This window comes from Actinoplanes nipponensis (assembly GCF_016862275.1).
GTDB lineage: Bacteria > Actinomycetota > Actinomycetes > Mycobacteriales > Micromonosporaceae > Actinoplanes > Actinoplanes nipponensis.
Map to the genome: position 1 here is coordinate 55899 of NZ_BOMQ01000004.1, position 23045 is coordinate 78943.

Genomic DNA, 23045 nt, shown 5'->3' on the forward strand with positions numbered 1-23045 from the left:
CGGGTGTCAGCGGTGCCTCGCGGGGCCGCCCCGGACTAGGCTCTGGCGAGTCCGGAAACGCCGCGGCAAAGGGGGCCCTGGGTGTCTGACTCGTTCGTGCATCTCCACGTGCACACCGAGTATTCGATGCTCGACGGCGCCGCCCGGGTCAAGGAGCTCCTCGCCGAGGCCAACCGCCTGGGCATGCCGGCCGCGGCGATCACCGACCACGGCAACATGCACGGGGCGTACGACTTCTACAAGCAGGCCACCGCGGCCGGGGTCACCCCGGTCATCGGCGTCGAGGCGTACGTCGCCCCCGAGTCGCGGCTGACCAAGAGCCGGATCAAGTGGGGCCGCCCGGAGCAGAAGGGCGACGACGTCGCCGGCAACGGCGCGTACACCCACATGACCCTGTGGGCCCGCAACGCGGTCGGGCTCAAGAACCTCTTCCGGCTCAACTCGCGGGCCTCCATCGAGGGCCAGCTCGGCAAGTACCCGCGGATGGACTTCGACATCATCGCCGAGCACGCCGAGGGCATCATGGGCACCACCGGCTGCCCGTCCGGCGCGGTGCAGACCCGGCTGCGGCTGGGCCAGTTCGACGAGGCCCTGAAGTCCGCGGCGGCGTACCAGGAGGCGCTGGGCCGGGACAACTACTTCCTCGAGATCATGGACCACGGCCTGTCGATCGAGAAGCGGGTCCGCGACGGCCTGCTCGACATCGGCCGCAGGCTCAACATCCCGCCGCTGGTCACCAACGACTCGCACTACACCCACGAGGCCCAGGCCGAGGCGCACGACGTGCTGCTCTGCGTGCAGACCGGCAGCAACGTCGCCGACCCCAACCGGTTCCGCTTCGACGGCGCCGGCTACTTCGTCAAGTCGGCCGACCAGATGCGCGCGGTCGACTCGTCCGACGCCTGGCTCGAGGGCTGCCGCAACACCCTGCTGGTGGCCGAGCGGGTGGACACCGACGGCATGTTCACCTTCAAGAACCTGATGCCCCGCTTCCCGGTCCCGGACGGGCACACCGAGGAGTCCTGGTTCCGCCACGAGGCGTTCGAGGGGCTCAAGGCCCGCTTCCCGGGCGGCATCCCGGAGACCCACCTCAAGCAGGCCGAGTACGAGCTCGGGATCATCATCCAGATGGGCTTCCCGTCCTACTTCCTGGTGGTCGCCGACTTCATCCAGTGGTCCAAGCGCAACGGCATCGCGGTGGGCCCGGGCCGCGGGTCGGCCGCCGGCTCGCTGATCGCGTACGCGATGGGCATCACCGACCTGGACCCGCTGCCGCACGGGCTGATCTTCGAGCGGTTCCTCAACCCCGAGCGCGTCTCCATGCCGGACGTCGACATCGACTTCGACGAGCGCCGGCGCGGCGAGGTCATCCGGTACGTGACCGAGCGCTGGGGCGAGGACAAGGTCGCGCAGATCGCCACCTTCGGCACGATCAAGGCCAAGGCCGCGATCAAGGACTCGGCCCGGGTGCTGGGTTACCCGTACGCGGTGGGCGACCGGATCACCAAGGCCATGCCGCCCGCCGTGATGGGCAAGGACATCCCGCTGTCCGGCATCTTCGACTCCGAGCACAAGCGCTACAGCGAGGCCGGCGAGATCCGCGCCCTGTACGAGCAGGACCCGGACGTCAAGAAGGTCATCGACACCGCCCGCGGCATCGAGGGCCTGATCCGGCAGACCGGCGTGCACGCGGCCGGGGTGATCATGAGCGCCGAGCCGATCATCGACCACATCCCGCTGATGCGGCGCCCGGCCGACGGCGCGATCATCACGCAGTTCGACTACCCGACCTGCGAGACCCTCGGCCTGCTCAAGATGGACTTCCTGGGCCTGCGGAACCTGACGATCATCGACGACGCGGTCAAGAACATCGAGCTCAACCACGGCAAGAAGATCGACCTGCTGGCCCTGCCGCTGGACGACAAGCCGACGTACGACCTGCTGGCCCGGGGCGACACGCTGGGGGTGTTCCAGCTCGACGGCGGCCCGATGCGCTCGCTGCTGCGGCTGATGAAGCCGGACAACTTCGAGGACATCTCCGCGGTGCTGGCGCTCTACCGGCCCGGCCCGATGGGCGCCGACTCGCACACCAACTACGCGCTGCGCAAGAACAAGCTGCAGGAGATCACCCCGATCCACCCCGAGCTGGAGGAGCCGCTCGAGGAGATCCTCGGCCCGACGTACGGCCTGATCGTCTACCAGGAGCAGGTGCAGCGCGCCGCGCAGAAGCTGGCCGGCTACTCGCTGGGCCAGGCCGACCTGCTGCGCCGGGCCATGGGCAAGAAGAAGCGCGAGGTCCTGGACAAGGAGTACGTCTCCTTCCGCGACGGCATGAAGCAGCGCAACTACTCCGACGCCGCGATCAAGGCCCTCTGGGACGTCCTGGTCCCGTTCGCCGACTACGCCTTCAACAAGGCCCACACCGCCGGGTACGGCCTGGTGTCCTACTGGACCGGCTACCTCAAGGCCAACTACCCGGCCGAGTACATGGCCGGCCTGCTCACCAGCGTCGGTGACGACAAGGACAAGATGGCGATGTACCTGGCCGACTGCCGGCGGATGGGCATCCAGGTGCTGCCGCCGGACGTCAACCAGTCGGCCGGCCCGTTCACCCCGGTCGGCAAGAACATCCGCTTCGGCCTGGCCGCGGTCCGCAACGTCGGCACCAACGTGGTCGAGGCGATCGTGCGCTGTCGCAAGGAGAAAGGTGATTACGGGGACTTCTACGAGTTCCTGTCCAAGGTGGACGCGGTCGCCTGCAACAAGAAGACCGTGGAATCACTGATCAAGGCCGGCGCCTTCGACTCGATGGGGCACACCCGCAAGGGCCTGCTGGCCGTGCACGCCGAGGCCATCGACGCGTACGCGGACGTGAAGAAGAACGAGGCGGCCGGCCAGTTCGACCTGTTCGCCTCGTTCGGCGAGGACTCCGGCGCGGGCAGCGCGGCCACCGTGGCGATGCCCACGATCACCGACAGCGAGTGGGACAAGCGCGACAAGCTGGCCTTCGAGCGTGAGATGCTCGGCCTGTACGTCTCCGACCACCCCCTGGCCGGCCTCGAGCAGCTGCTGCACAACTCGGCCGACACGACCATCGCCGCGCTCAACGAGGACGGCTCGGTCCCGGACGGGCAGGTCGTCACGCTGGCCGGCATCCTCACCGGGGTGCAGCGCCGGATCACCAAGCAGGGCCGGGCCTGGGCCTCGGCCACGCTGGAGGATCTGGCCGGCGGGGTCGAGGCGCTGTTCTTCCCGAACACCTACGAGGTGATCGGCCAGTACATCGCCGAGGACGCCATCGTCATCGTCAAGGGCCGGGTCGACCGCCGCGACGACACCCCGCGGATCATGGCGATGGACATGTCGATGCCCGACGTGACCCACAACCCGGACAGCAAGCCGATCACCCTGACCATGCCGATCACCCGGTGCACCCCGCCGCTGGTCGACGAGCTCAAGGAGATCCTGGTCAGCCATCCGGGCGACGCCGAGGTGCACGTCCACCTGCAGAACGGCAGCCGGATCACCAAGTTCCGGCTGGGCGCGGTGCGGGTCGCGCCGACGCCGGCGCTGCGGGCCGACCTGAAGATGATCCTCGGTCCGTCGGCGGTGCTCTGATGCCCGTGGCGACGCGGGACGCCGGGCGCACAGGCGGACCTGGCAGGATCGGGGAGTGAACCCCAGTCAGGAGCCGGGCCCGCAGCACTACGAGCAGGCCCAGCCGTACGATCCGCCGCCGGCCTATCCGTACGGCGGTCCGGTCGACGCGCTGGGCTGGGCGCCGCCGCGACCGCGGCGGCGGCCGCTGGGCCGTACCGTGCTGGTCGCGGTGTCGGTCACGGCCGCGATGGCCGTCGCCGGCGCGCCGCTCGGCCTGCTCTGGTCCTGGCTCGCGCCGACCGTCCCGGTGATCAACGCCGGGCAGAACGGCATCGTGGTCAACGACCCGTCGCCGGAGGAGTACATCGCGGCGGACGCCTGGTTCACCATGATCGCCTTCGTCTTCGGCCTGCTCGCCGCCGTGCTGATCTGGCTGCTGCGCCGCCGTGACCGGGGCCCCGGCCTGCTGACCGGGGTGACCCTGGGCGGCCTGGCCGCCGCGGTGGTGATGTGGCAGGTGGGCCGGCTGGTCGGGCTGAGCGCCTGGAACGACTGGCAGGACAGCTCCACCGCCGGGCAGACCTACGACCGGCCGCCGGACCTGCACGCGCACGGCGCGCTGCTGGTCGCCGGCTTCGCCGCGGTGATCGTGACCACACTGCTGGCCGGCTGGTCCAACGATCCCGACCTGGAGCTGCCGGGCGCCCGGCCCGGCTACGGCCACGACCTGCCCTATCCGCCCGACCCGGTCGATCCGGCCGTCCTGTCCCACCCGGGCGACGGGCGGGACCGGCCCGGGGGGCTCAGTTCGGGCTCACCGGCCGGGCCAGATCCGACAGCGGCACCGGCACCGCCCGCACCTTGGCCAGCAGACCCGCCTCGCGGTTGAGCAGCCGCAGCTCGGTGCGCAGCCGGGTGGCCGTGTCGGGCGCGCCCAGCAGCTCCTGCCGCTCCTCGGTGGTGAGCTGGGCGGTCGCCGCCACCAGGTGCGACAGCACGGTGGGGTCGTCGGGCACCTGGTCGAGCACCTCGGAGTCGGGCCGCAGCAGGTCCAGGTAGGTGCGGAAGGCGGTCAGCACGCGCGGGGCCAGCAGCGCCGACACCGGGTCGCCGCTCTCCTCGTCGGGCAGCCACTCCACCTCGGCGGTCAGGTACGGATGGGTGTCCGCGCCGATCGCCACCACCCGGAAGCGCCGGCGGCCCACCGTGACCACGTCGAAGCGCCCGTCCGGCAGCTCGGTGACCTGACGCAGCTCGGCGGTGCAGCCGACCGCGTAGAGCTGCTCGGGGGTGATCGGCGCCTCGTCGGCCGTGCGCCCGGTGTCGTCCTCGCCGGTGGCGACCTCCCAGCCGTACCGCAGGGTGACGACACCGAACTCGTGCGGTTCGTCGTCCGTCGTGGCGACCAGGTCGCGCACGAGCGTGCGGTACCGCTCCTCGAAGATGTGCAAGGGCAGCACCAGGCCGGGAAAGAGCACCGTGCCCAGCGGGAAGACCGGGATAATCGCGCCCACGGTGCGAGCGTATCGGCCCGGTCGCTGTCCGCGCGCGCCCCGGACCGGTGATCTTCGTTTCCGCCCGGCGCAAACCCGGCAAAGGCCTTCTTCCCGGTGGCGGGAACGGCGCGGAAAAGCTGTCGGAGGCGCCGCCTAGACTTGACCCGTGCTGAACCGGATCGACCTGCGCGGCTCCCGTCGGGACCCCCGCGGTCTGCTGCCCCGTGCCCAGCTCGACGTGTCCGCTGCCGTCGAGAAGATTCGTCCCGTCGTGGCGGCGGTCCGCGAGCATGGGTTCCCGGCGATCCGGGAGGCGACCGAGCGCTTCGACGGCGTCGTGCTGGAGCGCCTGCGGGTGCCGGCGGCCGCCATCGCCACGGCCGCCGAGCAGCTCGACCCCGAGGTCCGGGCCGCGCTGCTGGTGGCCATCGAGCGCGCCCGCAAGGTGCACGGCGACCAGCGCCGCACCGACGTCACCACCCAGGTGGTGCCCGGCGGCAGCGTCACCGAGCGGCACGTCCCGGTGTCCCGGGTCGGCCTCTACGTCCCCGGCGGCCTGGCCGTCTACCCGTCCACCGTGGTGATGAACGTGGTGCCGGCCCAGGTCGCCGGCGTCGAGTCGCTGGTGGTGGCCAGCCCGCCGCAGCCGGAGAACGGCGGCCTGCCCGACGCCCGGGTGCTCGCCGCCTGCGCCCTGCTCGGCGTCGAGGAGGTCTACGCGGTCGGCGGCGCCCAGGCCGTCGCGATGCTGGGCTACGGCAGCGACGGCGTGGACCCGGCCGACCGGTGCGAGCCGGTCGACGTGATCACCGGGCCGGGCAACATCTGGGTCACCGCGGCCAAGCGCCTGCTGCAGGGCACGGTCGGCATCGACGCCGAGGCCGGCCCCACCGAGATCGCCATCCTGGCCGACGAGACGGCCTCGCCCGCGCACGTCGCGGCCGACCTGATCAGCCAGGCCGAGCACGACCCGGTCGCGGCCAGCGTGCTGGTCACCGACTCGCCGGAGCTGGCCGAGGCGGTCGAGGCGCAACTGGCCGTGCAGGTGCCGGCCACCAAGCACGAGGCCCGGGTGCGCGAGGCGCTCGGCGGCCGGCAGTCCGGCATCGTGCTGGTCGACGACCTCGAGCAGGGCCTGCGGGTGGTGGACGCGTACGCGGCCGAGCACCTCGAGATCCAGACCCGCGACGCGCGCGCCTGGGCGATGCGGGTGCGCAACGCCGGCGCCATCTTCGTCGGCGCCTACTCGCCGGTCTCGCTCGGCGACTATGCCGCGGGCTCCAACCACGTGCTGCCCACCGCGGGCTGCGCCCGGCACTCCTCGGGCCTGTCCGTGCAGTCGTTCCTGCGCGGCATCCACGTGGTCGAGTACGACGAGGCCGCGCTGCGCGACGTCGCGCCGCACGTGGTCGCGCTGGCCAACGCCGAGGACCTGCCCGCGCACGGTCAGGCGGTCACGGCGAGGTTCGGCGCATGACCACGCTCGACCAGCTGCCGATCCGCGACGACCTGCGGGGCCGCACGCCGTACGGCGCGCCGCAGCTCGACGTGGCCGTGCGGTTGAACACCAACGAGAACTCGTACCCGGTGCCCGACGCCGTGGTTGAGGCCATCGCCAAGGCCGTGCAGGCCGAGCTGCGCGACCTCAACCGCTACCCGGACCGGGACGCGGTCGCGCTGCGCACCGACCTCGCCGGCTACCTCGGCCACGGGCTGACCGCGGCGCACGTGTGGGCGGCCAACGGCTCCAACGAGGTCCAGCAGCAGCTGTTGCAGGCGTTCGCCGGGCCCGGCCGCTCGGCGCTCGGCTTCGGCCCGTCGTATTCCATGCACCCGCTGCTGGCCGCCGGCACCGGCACCCGCTGGATCGGCGCGCTGCGCGACCCGGACTTCGGCCTCACCCCGGAGTCGGCGGTCGAGCAGATCGACCGGCACGCGCCCGACCTGGTGTTCCTGTGCTCGCCCAACAACCCGACGGGCACGGCCCTGGACCCGTCGGTGGTCGAGGCGGTGCTGGCGTCGGCCCCGGGCATGGTCGTCGTCGACGAGGCGTACGCGGAGTTCGCCCGGCCCGGCACACCCAGCGCGCTGGCCGCGCTGCCCGGGCACCCGCGACTGGTCGTCACCCGCACGATGAGCAAGGCGTTCGGCTTCGCCGGCGGGCGGCTCGGCTACCTCGCCGCCGACCCGGCCGTGGTCGACGCCGTCCAGCTCGTCCGCCTGCCGTACCACCTGTCCGCGCTGACCCAGGCCGCCGCGCGGGCCGCGCTCGCGCACCGCGCCGCCCTGCTGGTCACGGTCGACGCGATCAAGGAGCAGCGCGACCGGATCGTCACCACGCTGCGCTCGCGCGGCGTCCGGGTCGCCGACAGCGACGCCAACTTCGTGCTGTTCGAGGTCGGCGGCGACCAGCACGCGGCCTGGCAGCGCCTGCTCGACCGCGGCGTGCTGGTGCGCGACGTCGGCCTGGCCGGCTGGCTGCGCGTGACCGCGGGCACCGAATCCGAGACCGACGCCTTCCTGGGAGCCCTTCAGTGACTCGCACCGCGCGCATCGAGCGCGTCACCAAAGAGACCAAGGTGCTCGTCGAGATCGACCTCGACGGCACGGGCCGGGGCGACCTGGCCACCGGCGTGGGTTTCTACGACCACATGCTCAACCAGCTCGCCAAGCACGGCGGCTTCGACCTGACCGTGCGCACCGAGGGCGACCTCGAGATCGACGCGCACCACACCATGGAGGACACGGCCATCGCGCTGGGCGAGGCGTTCGCCCGGGCGCTGGGCGACAAGGCCGGGATCCGCCGGTACGGCTCGGCGACCATCCCGATGGACGAGGTGCTGGTCCGCGCGGCGGTCGACCTGTCCGGCCGGCCGTACGTGGTGCACGAGGAGCCGGAGCTGGCGCCGTACATCGGGCCGGTCTACCCGACCAGCATGACCCGGCACATCTTCGAGTCTTTCGGCCACGCCGCCAAGGTGACCCTGCACGTCAGCGTGCTGCGCGCCGCCCGCGACGGCGGCAAGGCCGACGCCCACCACGTGGTCGAGACGCAGTTCAAGGCGTTCTCGCGGGCGCTGCGCGAGGCCGTCGAGATCGACCCGCGCAACGCCGGCGCGCTGCCGTCGACGAAGGGCGTGCTGTGAGCCTGGTCCCGATCCTGCTGCTCGGGCTGGGCGGCATGCTCGTCGGCGGGGTGATCTCGCTGGTCCGGCAGGGCGCCACCCGGTTCAGCATCGGCCTGGTCGCCGCCCTGGCCCTGCTCTCGCTGGCCGCCGGGGTGGCCTGGCTGATCCCGGGGGATTCCTGATGAGCACCGTCGTGATCCTGGACTACGGCTCCGGCAACCTGCGCTCGGCCGAGCGGGCGGTCGCGCGCACCGGCGCGGACGTGACCGTGACCGACGACCTGGCCGCCGCGGCCGCCGCCGACGGCCTGGTGGTGCCCGGGGTCGGCGCGTACGCGGCCTGCATGGCGGGCATCGAGAAGCTCGGCGCCGGCCCGGTCATCGCCGAGCGGGTCGCGGCCGGCCGCCCGGTGCTGGGCATCTGCGTGGGGATGCAGATCCTGTTCTCCTCCGGCGTCGAGCACGGCGTCGAGACCCGGGGGCTGGGGCTGCTGCCGGGCGCGGTGACCCGGCTGGCCGCCCGGCGGATCCCGCACATGGGCTGGAATACGGTGTCCGTGCCGGACGGCTCGGTGCTGCTCGACGGGTTGGCGCCGGAGACGCGGTTCTACTTCGTCCACTCGTACGCCGCCTCCGACCTCGCGGCGCTCGCCGAGGTCGGCGCCACGGTCACGACCGCCGCGCACGACCAGCCGTTCGCCGCGGTCGTGGAGCACGGCGCGCTGTCGGCCGCGCAGTTCCACCCGGAGAAGTCCGCCGACGCCGGCTACGCGCTGCTGAGCAACTGGGTGTCGGGCCTGCCCACCACCGCCGGCCGGTGAGCAAGGAGCGGGCCCGGCGGCGGGCCGAACGGCTCGCCGTCCTGGCGAAGGAGAAGGCCGCCCGGGCCCGTCGCTCGGCGCTGCGCCAGCGCCGCCGTGCGCTGCTGAACGCGCTGAAGCCCAAGCGGCGGCCGAGCTCGGGCACGCTGTACAAGCGCAGCCGCGCCCAGCGCACCGGCATCGCGGTCGTCCCGCTGATCGCCGCGCTGGCGGTGTGGTTCCTCGTGCCCGAGCTGGCCCTGCGCCTCGTGCTCATCGCCATGATCGTCCTGGTGCTGCCGGCCCTGGTGGTCGTCGTGCTCGGCCGCCGTTCCTGACCCGTTTCCCGATCGGAGATCCGCTGTGACCCTCACCCTGCTGCCCGCCGTCGACGTCGCCGACGGCCAGGCGGTGCGCCTCGTCCAGGGCGCCGCGGGCTCGGAGACGAGCTACGGCGACCCGCTGGAGGCGGCGCTGGCCTGGCAGAACGACGGCGCGGAGTGGGTGCACCTGGTCGACCTGGACGCCGCCTTCGGCCGGGGCTCGAACGCCGCCCAGCTGGCCGCGGTGGTCGCGCGCCTCGACGTCAAGGTCGAGCTCTCCGGCGGCATCCGCGACGACGCGTCGCTGCGGGCGGCCCTGGCGACCGGCGCGGCCCGGGTCAACATCGGCACGGCCGCGCTGGAGGACCCGCAGTGGTGCGACCGGATCTGCGGCGAGTACGGCGACCGCGTGGCGATCGGCCTGGACGTGCGCGGCCGGACGCTGGCGGCGCGCGGCTGGACCCGCGAGGGCGGCGACCTCTTCGAGATCCTGGAGCGGCTCGACAAGGCCGGCGCGGCCCGGTACGTGGTCACCGACATCACCAAGGACGGCACGATGCGCGGCCCGAACCTGGACCTGCTGCGCGAGGTGTGCGCCGTGACGGACAAGCCGGTGATCGCCAGCGGCGGGGTGTCCACGCTGGACGACCTGCGCGCCCTGGCCACGCTGGAGCCGGCCGGGGTCGAGGGCGTGATCGCGGGCAAGGCGCTCTACGCGGGCGCGTTCACGGTCGCCGAGGCGCTCGAGGCCCTGGCCGCGGCGTGATCGAACGCTTCGGCTCGGGCGGCCCGTGGGAGCAGCGCTACGGCTACTCCCGCGTGGTGCGCGCCGGTCACCTGCTGCTCACCGCGGGCTGCACGGCGACGGTGGACGGCGAGGTGACCGGGCTCGGCGATCCGGCGGCGCAGGCACGGACGGCGTTCGGGATCGCGCTGGCCGCGCTGGCCGGGGCGGGCGCGACGATCGGGGACGTGATCCGCACCCGGATGTACGTTACCGACGCGGCGTACGCGGACGCGGTGGCCGGCGTGCACGGCGAGCTGTTCGCGGCGGTGCGGCCGGTGGCGACGCTGGTCGTGGTGGCGGGGCTGCTGGACCCGCGGCACCTGGTCGAGGTCGAGGTCGAGGCGTACGGCTGAGCCCGGTCACTCCATCCGGAAGACGGCGACCCGGCCGGCCAGCGCCTCGAACTGGTCCGGGTCGGCCCGGTCGACCAGCCCGAGCCGCTGGTAGAAGGTCACCCCGGCCGGCACCTCCCGGGGGAAGGCGCGCAGCGCCGCCCGGGCCTCGGCCGGGTCGGTGACCTCGGTGAGCGTCACCGGCACGCGGCGGCGTCCCTCGACCACCTCACCCCGGCCGGCGGCCCGGATGTTGCGGGCCCAGTCGCTCTGCGGCAGGGCCGAGATCACGTAGCGGCGGCCGTCGACGGTCAGCGGCGAGACCGGGGTGGGGCGCGGCTCGCCGGTACGCCGCCCGGGCACGACGAGCACCCGGACGGTGCCCAGCGGCAGGCCCAGCCGGGCGAGCAGCCGGACGACCCGGTTGGCGAACGGGAGCCAGGCAGGCAGGCTGCCGGTGGGCGCGGCCATGACAATCCCTTCGATCATCGAAGCTTCGGGTTCGACGGTAGACTCCTTCGAGTGTCGAAGCAACAGCGCGCGGACATCCGGCCACCCGCCGGCGGTCCCGAACCCCTGCACGACGAGGCGGCCGGAGCCGCGGCCGACTTCGGCGCGGCCGCCGACGCGGTGGACGAGGCCGCCGCCGCCACCCTCGGCATCAACCGCACCGACCTGCGCATCCTCGGCCTGGTCCACGCGGCCGGGACGCTGTCCGCCACGGCGCTGGCCGGGGCGGCGAAGCTCAGCCCGGCCGCGACGACCACGGCGATCCACCGGCTGGGCGCGGCGGGCTACCTGACCCGCACAGTGGACGAGAACGACCGGCGGCGTGCGGTGGTGGCGCTGACCCCGGCGGCCGGGGAACTGCTGGACCGGGTCTACGGGCCGGTCGCGGCGGCCGGGCGCCGCGTGCTGGCGGGCTACTCGGAGGCGGAGCTCAGGTTGATCGCGGGCTTTCTGCGCCGGGGCGTCGAGCTGCAACTCGCCGAGGCCGACCGGATCCGTGCCCTGCCTTTGACCTAGCCTGCGGCCTCCGCGGATCTCCGGCCCTTCCCGGGCTTCCGCGGATCTCCGGTCCTCCCCGGCTTCCGCGGATCTCCCGCCCTCCCGGGCCTCCGCGCTGCGGCCTTGGCGGGCCTTGGCGGGGCTTCGCCCTTCCCTGGTCCGTTCTTGCGTCTGCAAGGCGTCGGGCCGGCGCCTCACCCGCCCGGCGTCTCGTGCCGGCGCCACGCCTCCCGCAGCGCCGCGGCCGCCGCCGACACCGCCGGCCGGGCCCCCGACGCCTCCCGCCAGGCCAGCACCACCCGCCGGACCGGCACCGGCCGCACCGGCACCACGCGCACCCCGGCGGGCAGCGGCGGCCGGGCCAGCCGCGGGATCATCGCGATGCCCAGCCCCGCCGCGATCAACGTCAGCTGCGTCTCGAACTCGCCCACGTGAAAATCCGGCCGCACCCCCGGCAGCACCCGCAACAGCCACTCGTGACAGACGTCCCCGGACTTCGCCGAGATCCACCGCTCGTCGCGCGCCTGTGCCAGCCGTACCTCCCGGCCGGCGGCGAAGCGGTGCCCGTCCGGGACCACCAGGTCGGCCACGTCGCGGCCGATCTCCCGGTGCGTGATCCCCGGCGGGTAGCGCAGCGCGACCTCCGGCCAGTCGTCGAGCACCGCCAGATCCACGTGGCCGCGCCGCAGCATCTCGACACCCTCGTGCGGATTGACCTCCACCAGGCCCGTCGACAGCTGCGGGTGTTCGGTGGCCAGCCGGTGCAGCGCGTACGGCAGCAGCGCCCGGCACGCCGTCGCGAAGGCGGCCACGGTCAGCCGGCCCACCACCGTGTCGCGGTGCGCCGCCAGCGCCGCCTCGGCCTCGTCCACGCTGGCCAGCACCCGTTCGGCGTGCCCGGCCAGCACCCGGCCCGCCTCGGTCAGCCGCAGCCGGCGGCCGTCCTTCTCGATCAGCGTGGCGCCCGTCTCGCGTTCCAGCTTGGCCAGTTGCTGCGACACGGCCGACGGGGTGCAGTGCAGCGCCTCGCCGGCCGCCAGCACCGTCCCGTAGCTGGCCACGGCGTGCAGCGCGCGGAGCCGGCCCAGATCAATCATGTAGTCACGCTACAACGTCGCGGTAGCACTATTCGCTGGTGCTTCACCGTCGGTGGCAGCCAGGCTGAACGGGTGAAACCTCGGGACATCGCGCTCGCCGTGGCCGTGGCCGCCGTGTGGGGCGTCAACTTCGTCGTGATCGACATCGGCCTCGGCCACTTCCCGCCGCTGTTGTTCTCGGCGTTGCGGTTCCTGCTGGCCGCGTTCCCCGCGGTCCTGATCGCCGGCCGCCCGCCGGCCCGCTGGCGGTGGGTGATCGCGGTCGCGCTGGCCCTCGGCGTGGTGAAGTTCTCCCTGCTCTTCGCCGGGATGGCCGCCGGGATGCCGGCCGGCCTGAGCTCGCTGGTGCTGCAGAGCCAGGCGGTCTTCACGACGCTGTTCGCGGTGCTGCTGCTGGGCGAACGCCCCGGCCGGCGCCGGATCGCCGGCCTCGCGGTGGCGGTCCTCGGCATCGGCGTGGTCGCGTCCCGGGTCGGCGCGGACGGCCTCCCCGCCGGCGCGTTCGGCCTGGTCCTGGGGGCGGCGGTGGCCTGGGGCGTATCCAACGTGGCGACCCGGCGGGCGGCGCCGACCGACACGCTGCGCTTCATGATCTGGGTCAGCGCGGTGGCCACGCTGCCCCTGGCCGCCCTCTCGCTGCTGGTCGAGGGCCCGGCCACGGACCTGGCCGCGCTGCGCGCGATCGACCTGCCGGCGATCGGCGCGCTGCTGTACGTCGCGCTGATCTCGACGCTGGCCGGCTTCGGCGCGTGGGGCGCGCTGATCCGGCGGTACGGCGCCTCGGCGGTCGCCTCGTTCTCGATGCTGGTGCCGGTGTTCGGCATCGCGTCGGCCGCGCTGCTGCTGGGCGAGGCGGTCCACGCCACGGACATCGCCGGGGGAGTGCTCGTGGCCGGCGGCGTCCTGGCCGGGGTGCTCGGCGGTGCGCGGCCTGTGGATACCGCGCGGCCTGTGGATACGCCGGCACCGGCCGGCCGGGCGCTCGATAGGGTTGAGGCATGACGGTGGCGGTGCGCGTGATTCCCTGTCTCGACGTGGACGCGGGGCGGGTGGTCAAGGGGGTCAACTTCGTCGACCTGCGCGACGCCGGCGATCCGGTCGAGCTGGCCGCGGCGTACGACGCCGCCGGGGCCGACGAGCTGACGTTCCTCGACGTGACGGCCTCCTCCGACGACCGCGGCACGATGCTGGACGTGGTCCGGCGCACGGCGGAGTCGGTGTTCATCCCGCTGACCGTGGGCGGCGGCGTCCGGTCGGTCGACAACGTCGACACCCTGCTGCGGGCCGGCGCGGACAAGGTCGGCGTCAACACCGCCGCGATCCACCGCCCGGAGCTGATCGCGGAGATCGCCGACCGCTTCGGCAACCAGGTGCTCGTGCTCTCCCTCGACGTGCGCAGGCTGCCGTCCGGCCCCACCCCGGAGCACCCGAGCGGCTGGGAGGTCACCACCCACGGCGGCCGCCGCAGCGCCGGCCTGGACGCGGTCGAGTGGGCCCGCCGGGTGGCCGAGCTGGGCGCGGGCGAGATCCTGCTCAACTCGATGGACGCCGACGGCACCAAGGCCGGCTTCGACCTGGACCTGATCGCGGCGGTCCGCGCGGTCGTCGACATCCCGGTGATCGCCAGCGGCGGGGCGGGCGCGGTGGCGCACTTCCCGCCGGCGGTCGCGGCCGGCGCCGACGCGGTGCTGGCGGCGAGCGTGTTCCACTTCGGAGAGCTGACGATCGGTCAGGTGAAGGAAAGCCTCCGCGAGGCGGGCAACCCGGTCCGCTGAGCGCCGGGGCACGGCCGGCCGCCGGGCCGTGGTCGCGGTCGCGGCCGCGGGGGACCGCCCGGCCGGTCCGGGGTCAGCGTCCGTCGGCCAGGCGCAGGGAGTACTCGCGGACGGCCGCGTTGTAGGTGCGCTCGTCGAGCTTCCAGTCCGACTCGCCCGGCGTGGCCGCCCGGTTCAGCTGCGTCTGCAGCGTCACCACCGCCGACGACAGGCCACTGAACGGCCGGGTGCGCCACAGCTGCTCGCCCGCCGGCGCGACCTCGACCAGGTCGTCGTCCACCGTGATCAGGCCGGCCCCGGCCAGGCGGCGCACGGACTCCTCCAGCTCGGTCCGGCTGGGCACGCTGTGGTGCAGGAAGTCGGCGGCGGCCAGCACGTCAGCCAGGCTGGCGCCGGTCACCGGCAGGGCCGCGTGCAGGGCCCGGTCGCGCTCCAGGCGCTCGGCGATGACCGCGGACACGAAGATCCAAGCGTCGTTCCAATGCCAATCGCCAGCCCCCATGTCGCCATGATGCCGTGCGCCCGCCGAACCGGAAAGCGATTGTGTCGGGATGATCACCAAGCTGTGTCCGGCCGCCCGGACATATCGCCCCCGGCCGGGCCGCGCGCACCGGCCGCCCTGCCGTTGTGCTGCGCGGCGGCAGAGCGGCCGCCCCGACCACTGTGATCAACAGCACGATCCTCGGCGTCCCCGGGCAGCGCGCCGCCGCTGCCGGCTGCCTCGCGCTGCCGCTGCCGCTGCCGGCTGCCCCGCGCCGGCCGCCCTTCGGCCCAGTCGTCGGCCGCCCTCCGCCAGGCACCCGCCGCCTGCCGGTCGCCCGCCAACGGCCGGCCGCCCTTCGACCCGACCGTTCATCCGCCGCCTGCCGGCCGCCCTTCGGCCCGGCCCGGGGCTGGGCCAGGGGCTCGCCGCGGTGCTGAACGCCGGGTGGCGGGGCGCCGGCCCGCCCCGACCCGGCCCGCGCGACTCGCCGTCGTCAGCAGGCCGGGGCCGGCTCGAGCTGCGCCGCCCCGGGGTGCCCGCTCACCACTGGCTCCGCTTCCGCCGCCGCCACCCCCTCCGGCACCGCGAAGGCCGGCATGAACAACTGCACCAGCGGCCCGATGCCCAGCGCGTACGCGATCGTCCCCAGGCCGATCGTCCCGCCCAGCAGGACGCCGATCCCCAGCACCAGCACCTCGATGCTGGTCCGCACCAGCCGGATCGACAGCCGCGGCCAGCGGCGCACGATCCCGGTCATCAGCCCGTCCCGCGGGCCCGGGCCGAACCGGGCGCCGATGTACATCGCGGTGGCCACGCCGTTGAGCGCGATGCCCACCACCAGGTACGTGATCCGCATGGCCATCGACTCGCCCGGGGTCAGCACCGCCAGCGCCCCGTCCGCCACGAAGCCGATCACCAGCAGGTTGGCGATCGTGCCGAAGCCGGGCCGTTGCCGCAACGGGATCCACAGCAGCAGCACCGGTACGCCGGTCAGCAGCACCACCCAGCCGAAGCTGACCCCGGTGGCCTTCGACACACCCTGGTGGAACACGTCCCACGGGTTGAGGCCCAGGTCGCTCTCCACCATGAAGGCCATGCTCACGCCGTACAGCACCAGGCCGGTGAAGAGCTGGCTGGTGCGCCGGGGGAGCCGGGCGCCGGGGGGAACGAGGTTGCTCAGGCGACTCATAAATGCCACTCTGAAGGCCAATTACTCGCGATCAAAGAGCCAATTCGGCGGAGGTGGCCATGACGACGTCGGTTCGCGGGGGCCAATTGGCGCGTTTGCTCGGTCAGTGGCACTCGTTGCCGGGGCGTCACCGCAGTCCGGATTATGCGGCGCTGGCCGGGGCGATCCGGGGTCTGCTGACCGACAGCCGGCTGCCGCTGGGCGTGCGCCTGCCCGCCGAGCGGGAACTGGCCGAGGCGCTGGGCATCAGCCGGACCACCGTCACCGCCGCGTACCGCTCGCTGCGCGAGACCGGCCACCTGACCAGCCGGCGCGGCGCCGGCAGCTGGACCACCCTGCCGAACGGCCACCGGGTGGCCACCTCCGGGCTGTGGACCCCGGACGACGACATGGACATGATCGACCTGGGTGTGGCCGCGTCGGCCGCGCCCGTCGAGCTGGTGCCGGCCGCCCGGGCCGCCGCCGAGGACCTGCCCCGCTTCCTGGGCAGCGCCGGCTACCACCCGACCGGGCTGATGGAGCTGCGCGAGGCGGTCGCGGCCGGCTACACCGCCCGGGGCGTGCCGACCAGCGCCGAGCAGATCCTCATCACCAGCGGCACCCAGCACGCCCTCGACCTGGTGCTGCGGCTGTCGGTCCCGGCCGGCGCCGCCGTGCTGGTGGAATCGCCGACCTATCCGAACGCGCTCGCCGCGCTCGCCGCGCGCCGGGCCCGGATCAACACCCACGGCCTGGACGCGGCCGCCGGCTGGGACGGCGAGATGCTGCTCAGCGCGCTGCGGCAGACCCGGCCGCGGCTGGCGTACGTGATCCCCGAGTTCCAGAATCCCACCGGGCACCTGATGCCGGCCGAGCTGCGCGAGCGCCTCGTCGCCGCGGCCCACGCCGCCGGCACCGAGCTGGTGGTCGACGAGTCCTTCGTGGATCTCCCGCTGGACGGCACCGAGGTGCCGCCGCCGGTCGCGGTCTTCGACCGGCACTCGCGGGTCGTGTCGATCGGCGGCATGAGCAAGGCCTACTGGGGCGGCCTGCGGATCGGCTGGGTCCGCGCCTCGGCCCCGCTGGTGCAGCGCCTGGCCGCCCTGCGGGTCGGCGTCGACATGGCCAGCCCCGTCCTCGAGCAGCTGGTCGCCTGCCACCTGCTGCGTGACGCCGAGTCCATCGTCGCCCTGCGCCGCGCGGAACTGTCCGGCCGGCGCGACGCGCTGGTCGCGGCGCTGGGGGAGCACCTGCCGGAGTGGCGCTTCACCGTGCCGGCCGGCGGGGTCATGCTCTGGGCCGAGCTGGACGGCCCGATCTCCAGCGCCCTGGCCCGGGCCGCGGAGGACGTCGGGGTGCGGCTGGCGCCCGGCCCGCGCTTCGGCCTGGACGGCACCCTGGAACGGTTCATCCGGCTGCCGTTCGCGCTGCCGGCCGACGAGCTCACCGAGGCCATCCGCCGGATCGCCTCGGTCCGCCACGACCTCGACCGCGCCGCCCGCCCGGCCTGGCGCACCCCCGCCGTCATCGCCTGAACCGAGGCGTGGCCGTCCGGTGCTGCGCCGCCCGGTCCCGCGCTGCCTGCCGGGCCGCGCGAGCCCGGTCCGCACCGCCCGGTCCGGCGCCGCCCGGTCCTGCGCCGCTTGTCGGGCCGCGCGAGAGCCCGGTCCCGCGCCGCCCGGTGCTGCGCCGCCCGGCCGGCGCCGGATCCCGGTCCGTGCCGCCGCACGGCCGCGAAGACCGCATGGCCGCGAAGACCGCATGGCCGCGAAGACCGCATGGCCGCGAAGACCGCATGGCCGCGAAGACCGCATGGCCGCGAAGACCGCATGGCCGTGAAGAGACCGCGCGGCCGCGAAGAGATCGCCTCAGTCCCCGAGCAGGATCACCGCCATAGCGCCCAGCTCCGCCGGCTCCGCGATCTGCTCGATGCCGGTGATCCGCCCCCCGGCGACGGTGAACGCGAACGCCACCCGCGGCGTGCCGCCCGGCGCCCACACCAGCCCGGGCTCGCCGTCCAGCAGGGCCGGCCGCGCGTGCCGGGCTCGTCCCGAGAACGTCCCGGCCACCGCGTCCGCCCCGCGCAGCAGCTCGCTCGCCCCGAAGCGGACCGCCGCCGCGTCCGCGCGCAGCACGACTTCCGGGTCGAGCAGGGCGAGCAGCGCGGCGAAGTCGCCTCCGCGGGAGGCGGCCAGAAAAGCCTCGACCACCGTACGGCTGCGCACGCGGTCCTCCTCCGCCTCGCGTCCCTGCACCTTGCGCCGCGCCCGGCTGGCCAGTTGCCGGGCCGCGGCCGGTGAGCACCCGGCGATCTCGGCGATCTCCGGGAACGGCACGGCGAACAGGTCGTGCAGGACGAAGGCCAGCCGTTCCCCCGGCGTCAGGGTGTCCAGCACGACCAGCAGGGCCGGGCCGATCGCGTCGGCCAGCAGCGCCTCGCTCTCCGGATGGGTCTGCTCGCCGGCCGGCGTCTCGGGCAGGCCCGCGCCGTCCTCGCGGCGGGCGGCCCGCGCGCGCAGCATGTCGAGGCACACCCGCGACACCACGGTGGTGAGCCAGCCGGTCAGGTTGGCCACCGCCGACGTGTCGCTGCGGCTGAGCCGCAACCAGGCCTCCTGCACCGCGTCCTCGGCCTCCGCGGCGGAGCCGAGCATCCGGTGGGCCACCGCCCGCAGGTGCGGCCGGTCGGCCTCGAAGCGCCGGGCCAGCTGATCCGTCTCGCTCACCTGTCACACCTCCGGGTCGGCATCCGTCACCACCTTGACGGGCCACGGCGGCCCGGTGTGACAGGCAGGGGACACGCTCATGACGACATCCGGCATCGGCACCATCGTCATCCCGGTCAGCGACCTCACCGCGGCCAAGGCGCTCTACGGCGCCCTGCTCGGCGTGGCGCCGGACGTGGATCAGCCGTACTACGTCGGTTACACCGTCGGCGGCCAGCACGTCGGCCTCGACCCGAACGGCCGCGCGCAGGGCCTGACCGGCCCGGTGATGTACTGGCACGTGGACGACATCAAGCCGGCCCTGGCCGCCCTGCTGGTGGCGGGGGCCGAGGAAGTGCAGGGGGTCAAGGACGTGGGTGGCGGCAAACTGATCGCGACGGTACGCGACAAGGACGGCGCCACCCTGGGCCTCCTCCAGCCGGCATGACGGCCCCGGCTCCGCGCCCCGCGGCCGTCCGCAAGGCCGGTGTCCTGGCCGCACTGACCGCGCCCGTCGCCGACGTCTGGGTGGCGACCGCGGCCGGCGGCGTGCCGTACCTGGTGCCGTTGACGCTGGCCTGGGTGCGGGAACGGATCCTGCTGGCCACCGACGGCCGGTCCCGTACGGCGGCGAACCTCGCGGCGACCGGCACGGCCCGGCTGGCCCTGGGCGGGACCCGCGACGTGGTGATGATCGATGCGGTGCTGGAGGCGACCCATCCGGTGGCGGCGGCGCCGCCCTGGGTCGGGGAGGGCTACGCGGCCACCGCGGACTGGGATCCCCGCGCCTCCGGCGGCACCCTCGTCTACCTGGTGCTGCGCCCGCAGCGGGTGCAGGCCTGGCGCGAGGAGAACGAGCTCAAGGGCCGCACGATGATGCGGGACGGCGCCTGGCTCGTGTGACCACCCGGCGGGCGCCGCGATCGGCCGATCGCGGCGCCCGGCGCGCTACATCTGGACGAGCGAACCCGCGTACATCTCGTCGATCTGGGCGGCGAAGTTGGTCTCCACGCTGCGCCGCTTGATCTTCATCGACGGCGTGATCTCGCCCTGCTCGATGCTCAGGTCGCGAGGCAGGATGGCGAACTTCTTGATCGTCTCCCACCGGTTCAGCTTGCCGTTGAGCTCCTCGATGTAGCCGGCGACCAGCTTCTGGGTCTCCTCCGCGGCCACGATCTCCGGGTAGCTCTTGCCCTCCAGCGGACCGCCCACGGCCCAGCCGGCGATCGCGTCCTCGTCCAGCGAGATCAGCATGGTCACGTAGTTGCGGGCCTGGCCCACGACCACCGCCTGCGAGGTGTACGGGCAGACCGCCTTGAACATGCCCTCGATCGCCGAGGGCGCGATGTACTTGCCGCCGGAGGTCTTGACCAGGTCCTTCTTGCGGTCGGTGATCCGCAGGTAGCCGTCGGCGTCGAGCTCGCCGATGTCACCGGTACGGAAGAAGCCGTCCTCGGTGAACGACTCCTCGGTCTCCTTGGGCAGGTTGTGGTAGCCGCGCATGACCGGGGCGCCGCGCAGCAGGATCTCGCCGTCGGTGTCGATGCGGCACTCCAGGTCGCCCAGCGGCTGGCCGACCGTACCGATCTTGAGCTTGCCCATCCGGTTGACGAAGTTGGCCGCGCTCGACTCGGTCAGGCCGTAGCCCTCCATGATCGGCAGGTTGGCCGCGGCGAAGAACTCGGCGATGTCGCGGCTCAGCGGCGCGGAGCCGGAGACCAGCACGCGCAGCCGGCCGCCGAGGCGCTGCTGCAGCTTGCTGAAGACCAGCTTCTCGGCCACCGCGTACTTGGCCTTCAGCACGCCGCCGACCGGCTTGCCGGCCTGCTCCAGCGCGACCTTCTGCTTGCCCACCCCGACCGCCCAGGCGAAGATCTTCGCCTTCGCGCCGCCGGCGCCGAGCGCGGTGGTGACCGTCTTGTTGTAGACCTTCTCGAAGATGCGCGGCGCCGCGCACATCAGCGTGGGCCGCACCACCGAGAGCATGTCGACGAGCTTGTCGACCCGGCCGTCGACGTAGGTCGGCACCCCCACGTGCAGGATGCCGCAGAGCAGGGTCTTGCCGAACGAGTGCGACAGCGGCAGCCAGAGGTACTGCAGGTCGGTGGACTCGAACAGGCCCAGGTCGGCCTGCGCCACGCCCTCCCAGGTCCAGCCGCGGTGCAGCAGCTGCACGCCCTTGGGCCGGCCGGTCGTGCCGGAGGTGTAGATCAGCGTGGCCACGTGGTCGGGGCCGACGGTCTCGACGATCTTCTCGACCAGGTCGGGCTGCCCGGCCAGGGCGGCGCGGCCGCGCTCCTCGAGCTCGGCCAGGGTGAGCTGCGGCGGCGAGGCGGACGCGTCGGCCAGGCCGTCGATGAGCACCACGTGGGTGATCGAGGTGTCCGCGCCGGCCAGCTTGAGGGCCTGCTGCGGGTTCTCGGCCACCAGCACCTTTGAGCCGGAGTCGGCCACGATGTAGGCCGCGTCCTCGGGCTCGGTGGTGGGATAGACCGTGGTGGTCGCCGCGCCGGCGCAGTTGATGCCGAGGTCGACGAGCACCCACTCGAGACGGGTGCCGGACAGGATCGACACCCGGTCCTCCAGGCCCACACCCAGTCCCGCCAGGCCGGCGGCGATCGCGGTGGCCCGCTCGCCGACCTGGGACCAGGTCAGCCACGTCATCCCGGTGTCGTCCGCGGTCGGTGCGGCGAATGCCTGACCGTTCGGGGTCGCCCGCACACGCTGCAGGAACATGTCCGGGATCGACCGGTAGGGAACCTCGAGAGCCATCGGGCGCCGCCTCTTTGCGTCTATGGGGGGATTACGTGACAGCTGTGTTACCGCAGAGTATTGCCCGGCGCGCGCGAGGGCCAGAGCGGTCCGCGCCGATCTTTGATCATCGCCGGGTTGACCTGCGCTCCGATCCTATCCAAGGCGGCCTCCCGGGCCCGCGCCGCGCGCCGCCGCGGCGGCCCGCCGGCGGGCCGGACGCCCAGGTCACGGACCGGCGCTCCCGGCGATATGGCCCAATCGATATAGAGGTTCGTCGACGCCCTGGCTCTAATCTCAGCTCACGGACCGAGCCGGGCCACCAGCCCGGGACCCGGGTTCGCAGGCGCGAGAGAGGAACAGCATGACGATTCGACGCCCCCGCAACGGCCGGTTGCTGGCCGTGAGTGTGCTCGTCGTGGCCACGACGACGGTCGCGACGGTGAACCCGGCGACGGCCGCTCCCGCCACCGGACAGATCCGGCTCGCCGGCACCGCCGACGCGGTGGACGGCAGCTACATCGTCGTCCTGAAGGACAGTGCGGTCGCCGCCAAGGGCAACCGCGTCGCGGCCGTCGGCGACAAGTCGTCCAGCCTGGCCCGCGGCTACGGCGCGCAGGTCCGCCGGACGTTCGGCGCCGCCCTCAACGGCTTCGAGGCCGGGATGAGCGAGGCCGCGGCGAAGCGGCTCGCGGCCGACCCGAGCGTGGCCTACGTCGAGCAGAACCAGCGGGTCTCGCTGCTCGCCACGCAGACCGGCGCCACCTGGGGCCTCGACCGCATCGACCAGACGAGCCTGCCGCTGAGCACGACGTACACGTACAACACCACGGCGAGCAACGTGACGGCGTACATCATCGACACCGGCATCAAGTACACCCACAGCGACTTCGGGGGCCGGGCCACGTACGGCTACGACGCGGTCGGCTCGGGCGGCGTGGACTGCAACGGCCACGGCACGCACGTCGCGGGCACGGTCGGCGGCACCACGTACGGCGTGGCCAAGGCGGTCAGGCTCGTCGGCGTCCGGGTGCTCAACTGCTCCGGCAGCGGCACCAACGCCGGGGTCATCGCCGGCGTCAACTGGGTCACCCAGAACGCCCGCAAGCCGGCCGTGGCCAACATGAGCCTCGGCGGCGGCGTCAGCACCGCGCTGGACAACGCCGTGGCCGGCTCGATCAGCTCGGGGGTCACGTACGCGCTGGCCGCCGGCAACTCGTCCGCGAACGCCTGCAACTCCTCGCCGTCGCGGGTCGCCTCGGCCATCACGGTGGGCGCCACCACGAGCACCGACGCCCGGGCGTCGTACTCCAACTACGGCACCTGCCTGGACATCTTCGCGCCCGGCTCGTCCATCAAGTCGGACTGGTACTCCAGCAACACCGCCACCAACACGATCAGCGGCACGTCGATGGCGTCCCCGCACGTGGCGGGCGCCGCCGCGCTGGTGCTGTCGGCCAACCCGTCCTTCACCCCGGCCCAGGTGCGCGACAACCTCGTCGGCCGGGCCACCGCCAACAAGGTGACCAACCCGGGCACCGGTTCGCCGAACCGCCTGCTCTTCGTCGGCTGAGCCCGGCCACCCGCGACGG

24 protein-coding genes are annotated in these 23045 nt (G+C 73.5%); 17 read left to right on the plus strand and 7 right to left on the minus strand.

All coding sequences use genetic code 11. The features are described from left to right. Positions 1 to 81: 81 nt before the first annotated feature. The gene (dnaE, locus tag Ani05nite_RS00475; protein WP_203762624.1) at positions 82 to 3618 is read left to right on the plus strand and encodes a DNA polymerase III subunit alpha; all 3537 of its coding nucleotides are present in this window, start codon (positions 82 to 84) and stop codon (positions 3616 to 3618) included. 55 nt (positions 3619 to 3673) lie between these two features. Further along, positions 3674 to 4489 carry a DUF2567 domain-containing protein gene (locus tag Ani05nite_RS00480; protein WP_203762627.1) on the plus strand — a complete coding sequence of 272 codons (816 nt, stop codon included), beginning with the start codon at positions 3674 to 3676 and terminating at the stop codon, positions 4487 to 4489. Here the strand turns inward: Ani05nite_RS00480 and Ani05nite_RS00485 are convergent. Continuing rightward, positions 4404 to 5114 carry an LON peptidase substrate-binding domain-containing protein gene (locus Ani05nite_RS00485; RefSeq protein WP_203762630.1) on the minus strand — a complete coding sequence of 237 codons (711 nt, stop codon included), beginning with the start codon at positions 5112 to 5114 and terminating at the stop codon, positions 4404 to 4406. The genes Ani05nite_RS00480 and Ani05nite_RS00485 overlap by 86 nt on opposite strands. A gap of 148 nt (positions 5115 to 5262) precedes the next feature. Between Ani05nite_RS00485 and hisD the strand changes: the two genes are divergently transcribed. Genes hisD through Ani05nite_RS00525 form a run of 8 tightly spaced genes read left to right on the plus strand, consistent with a single transcriptional unit; the run spans position 5263 to position 10486 of the window. After that, on the plus strand, positions 5263 to 6573 hold the full coding sequence (gene hisD, locus Ani05nite_RS00490) for a histidinol dehydrogenase (RefSeq protein ID WP_203762633.1): 1311 nt from the start codon (positions 5263 to 5265) through the stop codon (positions 6571 to 6573). Beyond that, entirely contained in the window at positions 6570 to 7634 is a 1065-nt protein-coding gene (locus Ani05nite_RS00495) for a histidinol-phosphate transaminase (protein ID WP_203762636.1), read from the plus strand. The genes hisD and Ani05nite_RS00495 overlap by 4 nt, the downstream gene beginning before the upstream one ends. Beyond that, entirely contained in the window at positions 7631 to 8242 is a 612-nt protein-coding gene (gene hisB / locus Ani05nite_RS00500; protein WP_203762639.1) for an imidazoleglycerol-phosphate dehydratase HisB, read from the plus strand. The genes Ani05nite_RS00495 and hisB overlap by 4 nt, the downstream gene beginning before the upstream one ends. Then, positions 8239 to 8406 carry a CG2302 family histidine operon protein gene (locus Ani05nite_RS00505; protein ID WP_203762987.1) on the plus strand — a complete coding sequence of 56 codons (168 nt, stop codon included), beginning with the start codon at positions 8239 to 8241 and terminating at the stop codon, positions 8404 to 8406. The genes hisB and Ani05nite_RS00505 overlap by 4 nt, the downstream gene beginning before the upstream one ends. Continuing rightward, positions 8406 to 9044, plus strand: coding sequence for an imidazole glycerol phosphate synthase subunit HisH (gene hisH / locus Ani05nite_RS00510; protein ID WP_203762642.1), 639 nt, complete (start codon positions 8406 to 8408; stop codon positions 9042 to 9044). The genes Ani05nite_RS00505 and hisH overlap by 1 nt, the downstream gene beginning before the upstream one ends. Beyond that, positions 9041 to 9361: a hypothetical protein gene (locus tag Ani05nite_RS00515; RefSeq protein WP_203762645.1), complete on the plus strand. Its 321-nt coding sequence runs from the start codon at positions 9041 to 9043 to the stop codon at positions 9359 to 9361. Before hisH ends, Ani05nite_RS00515 begins: the two co-directional genes overlap by 4 nt. Before the next feature lie 25 nt (positions 9362 to 9386). Then, positions 9387 to 10112 (plus strand): bifunctional 1-(5-phosphoribosyl)-5-((5-phosphoribosylamino)methylideneamino)imidazole-4-carboxamide isomerase/phosphoribosylanthranilate isomerase PriA, encoded by a 726-nt coding sequence (gene priA / locus Ani05nite_RS00520; protein WP_203762648.1) that lies wholly within the window; start codon positions 9387 to 9389, stop codon positions 10110 to 10112. Beyond that, positions 10109 to 10486: a Rid family hydrolase gene (locus tag Ani05nite_RS00525; protein ID WP_203762651.1), complete on the plus strand. Its 378-nt coding sequence runs from the start codon at positions 10109 to 10111 to the stop codon at positions 10484 to 10486. The genes priA and Ani05nite_RS00525 overlap by 4 nt, the downstream gene beginning before the upstream one ends. Positions 10487 to 10492: 6 nt before the next feature. Here Ani05nite_RS00525 and Ani05nite_RS00530 read toward each other — a convergent pair whose 3' ends face one another. Further along, positions 10493 to 10936 (minus strand): nitroreductase family deazaflavin-dependent oxidoreductase, encoded by a 444-nt coding sequence (locus Ani05nite_RS00530; protein WP_203762654.1) that lies wholly within the window; start codon positions 10934 to 10936, stop codon positions 10493 to 10495. 51 nt (positions 10937 to 10987) lie between these two features. Here Ani05nite_RS00530 and Ani05nite_RS00535 point away from each other — a divergent pair, with 51 nt between their 5' ends. Further along, positions 10988 to 11491 carry a MarR family winged helix-turn-helix transcriptional regulator gene (locus tag Ani05nite_RS00535; RefSeq protein ID WP_203762657.1) on the plus strand — a complete coding sequence of 168 codons (504 nt, stop codon included), beginning with the start codon at positions 10988 to 10990 and terminating at the stop codon, positions 11489 to 11491. Positions 11492 to 11667: 176 nt separating this feature from the next. On the opposite strand, the gene Ani05nite_RS00540 is transcribed toward Ani05nite_RS00535, so the two are convergent. Beyond that, the gene (locus Ani05nite_RS00540; protein WP_203762660.1) at positions 11668 to 12570 is read right to left on the minus strand and encodes a LysR family transcriptional regulator; all 903 of its coding nucleotides are present in this window, start codon (positions 12568 to 12570) and stop codon (positions 11668 to 11670) included. A 72-nt stretch (positions 12571 to 12642) separates the two neighbouring features. Between Ani05nite_RS00540 and Ani05nite_RS00545 the strand changes: the two genes are divergently transcribed. Both Ani05nite_RS00545 and hisF read left to right on the plus strand, forming a co-directional pair. Then, complete coding sequence (locus tag Ani05nite_RS00545; protein ID WP_203762663.1) at positions 12643 to 13572, plus strand: EamA family transporter; 930 nt, start codon at positions 12643 to 12645, stop codon at positions 13570 to 13572. Beyond that, complete coding sequence (hisF, locus tag Ani05nite_RS00550) at positions 13569 to 14345, plus strand: imidazole glycerol phosphate synthase subunit HisF (protein WP_203762666.1); 777 nt, start codon at positions 13569 to 13571, stop codon at positions 14343 to 14345. Before Ani05nite_RS00545 ends, hisF begins: the two co-directional genes overlap by 4 nt. 73 nt (positions 14346 to 14418) lie before the next feature. Here hisF and Ani05nite_RS00555 read toward each other — a convergent pair whose 3' ends face one another. Both Ani05nite_RS00555 and yczE read right to left on the minus strand, forming a co-directional pair. Next, positions 14419 to 14847 (minus strand): hypothetical protein, encoded by a 429-nt coding sequence (locus Ani05nite_RS00555; protein ID WP_203762669.1) that lies wholly within the window; start codon positions 14845 to 14847, stop codon positions 14419 to 14421. 475 nt (positions 14848 to 15322) lie between these two features. Further along, the gene (yczE, locus tag Ani05nite_RS00560; protein ID WP_239129044.1) at positions 15323 to 16018 is read right to left on the minus strand and encodes a membrane protein YczE; all 696 of its coding nucleotides are present in this window, start codon (positions 16016 to 16018) and stop codon (positions 15323 to 15325) included. Between the two features lie 59 nt (positions 16019 to 16077). Here yczE and yczR point away from each other — a divergent pair, with 59 nt between their 5' ends. Continuing rightward, positions 16078 to 17532, plus strand: coding sequence for a MocR-like transcription factor YczR (yczR, locus tag Ani05nite_RS00565; protein ID WP_203762672.1), 1455 nt, complete (start codon positions 16078 to 16080; stop codon positions 17530 to 17532). A gap of 333 nt (positions 17533 to 17865) precedes the next feature. Here yczR and Ani05nite_RS00570 read toward each other — a convergent pair whose 3' ends face one another. Further along, the gene (locus Ani05nite_RS00570; protein ID WP_203762675.1) at positions 17866 to 18723 is read right to left on the minus strand and encodes a sigma-70 family RNA polymerase sigma factor; all 858 of its coding nucleotides are present in this window, start codon (positions 18721 to 18723) and stop codon (positions 17866 to 17868) included. Between the two features lie 79 nt (positions 18724 to 18802). On the opposite strand from Ani05nite_RS00570, the gene Ani05nite_RS00575 reads away from it, so the two are divergent. Both Ani05nite_RS00575 and Ani05nite_RS00580 read left to right on the plus strand, forming a co-directional pair. Beyond that, positions 18803 to 19150: a VOC family protein gene (locus Ani05nite_RS00575; protein ID WP_203762678.1), complete on the plus strand. Its 348-nt coding sequence runs from the start codon at positions 18803 to 18805 to the stop codon at positions 19148 to 19150. Next, entirely contained in the window at positions 19147 to 19605 is a 459-nt protein-coding gene (locus Ani05nite_RS00580; RefSeq protein ID WP_203762681.1) for a pyridoxamine 5'-phosphate oxidase family protein, read from the plus strand. Before Ani05nite_RS00575 ends, Ani05nite_RS00580 begins: the two co-directional genes overlap by 4 nt. A gap of 45 nt (positions 19606 to 19650) precedes the next feature. On the opposite strand, the gene Ani05nite_RS00585 is transcribed toward Ani05nite_RS00580, so the two are convergent. Further along, positions 19651 to 21474 carry an AMP-dependent synthetase/ligase gene (locus tag Ani05nite_RS00585; RefSeq protein ID WP_203762684.1) on the minus strand — a complete coding sequence of 608 codons (1824 nt, stop codon included), beginning with the start codon at positions 21472 to 21474 and terminating at the stop codon, positions 19651 to 19653. A gap of 343 nt (positions 21475 to 21817) precedes the next feature. Here Ani05nite_RS00585 and Ani05nite_RS00590 point away from each other — a divergent pair, with 343 nt between their 5' ends. Then, the gene (locus tag Ani05nite_RS00590) at positions 21818 to 23026 is read left to right on the plus strand and encodes a S8 family peptidase (protein WP_203762687.1); all 1209 of its coding nucleotides are present in this window, start codon (positions 21818 to 21820) and stop codon (positions 23024 to 23026) included. Positions 23027 to 23045 lie beyond the last annotated feature (19 nt).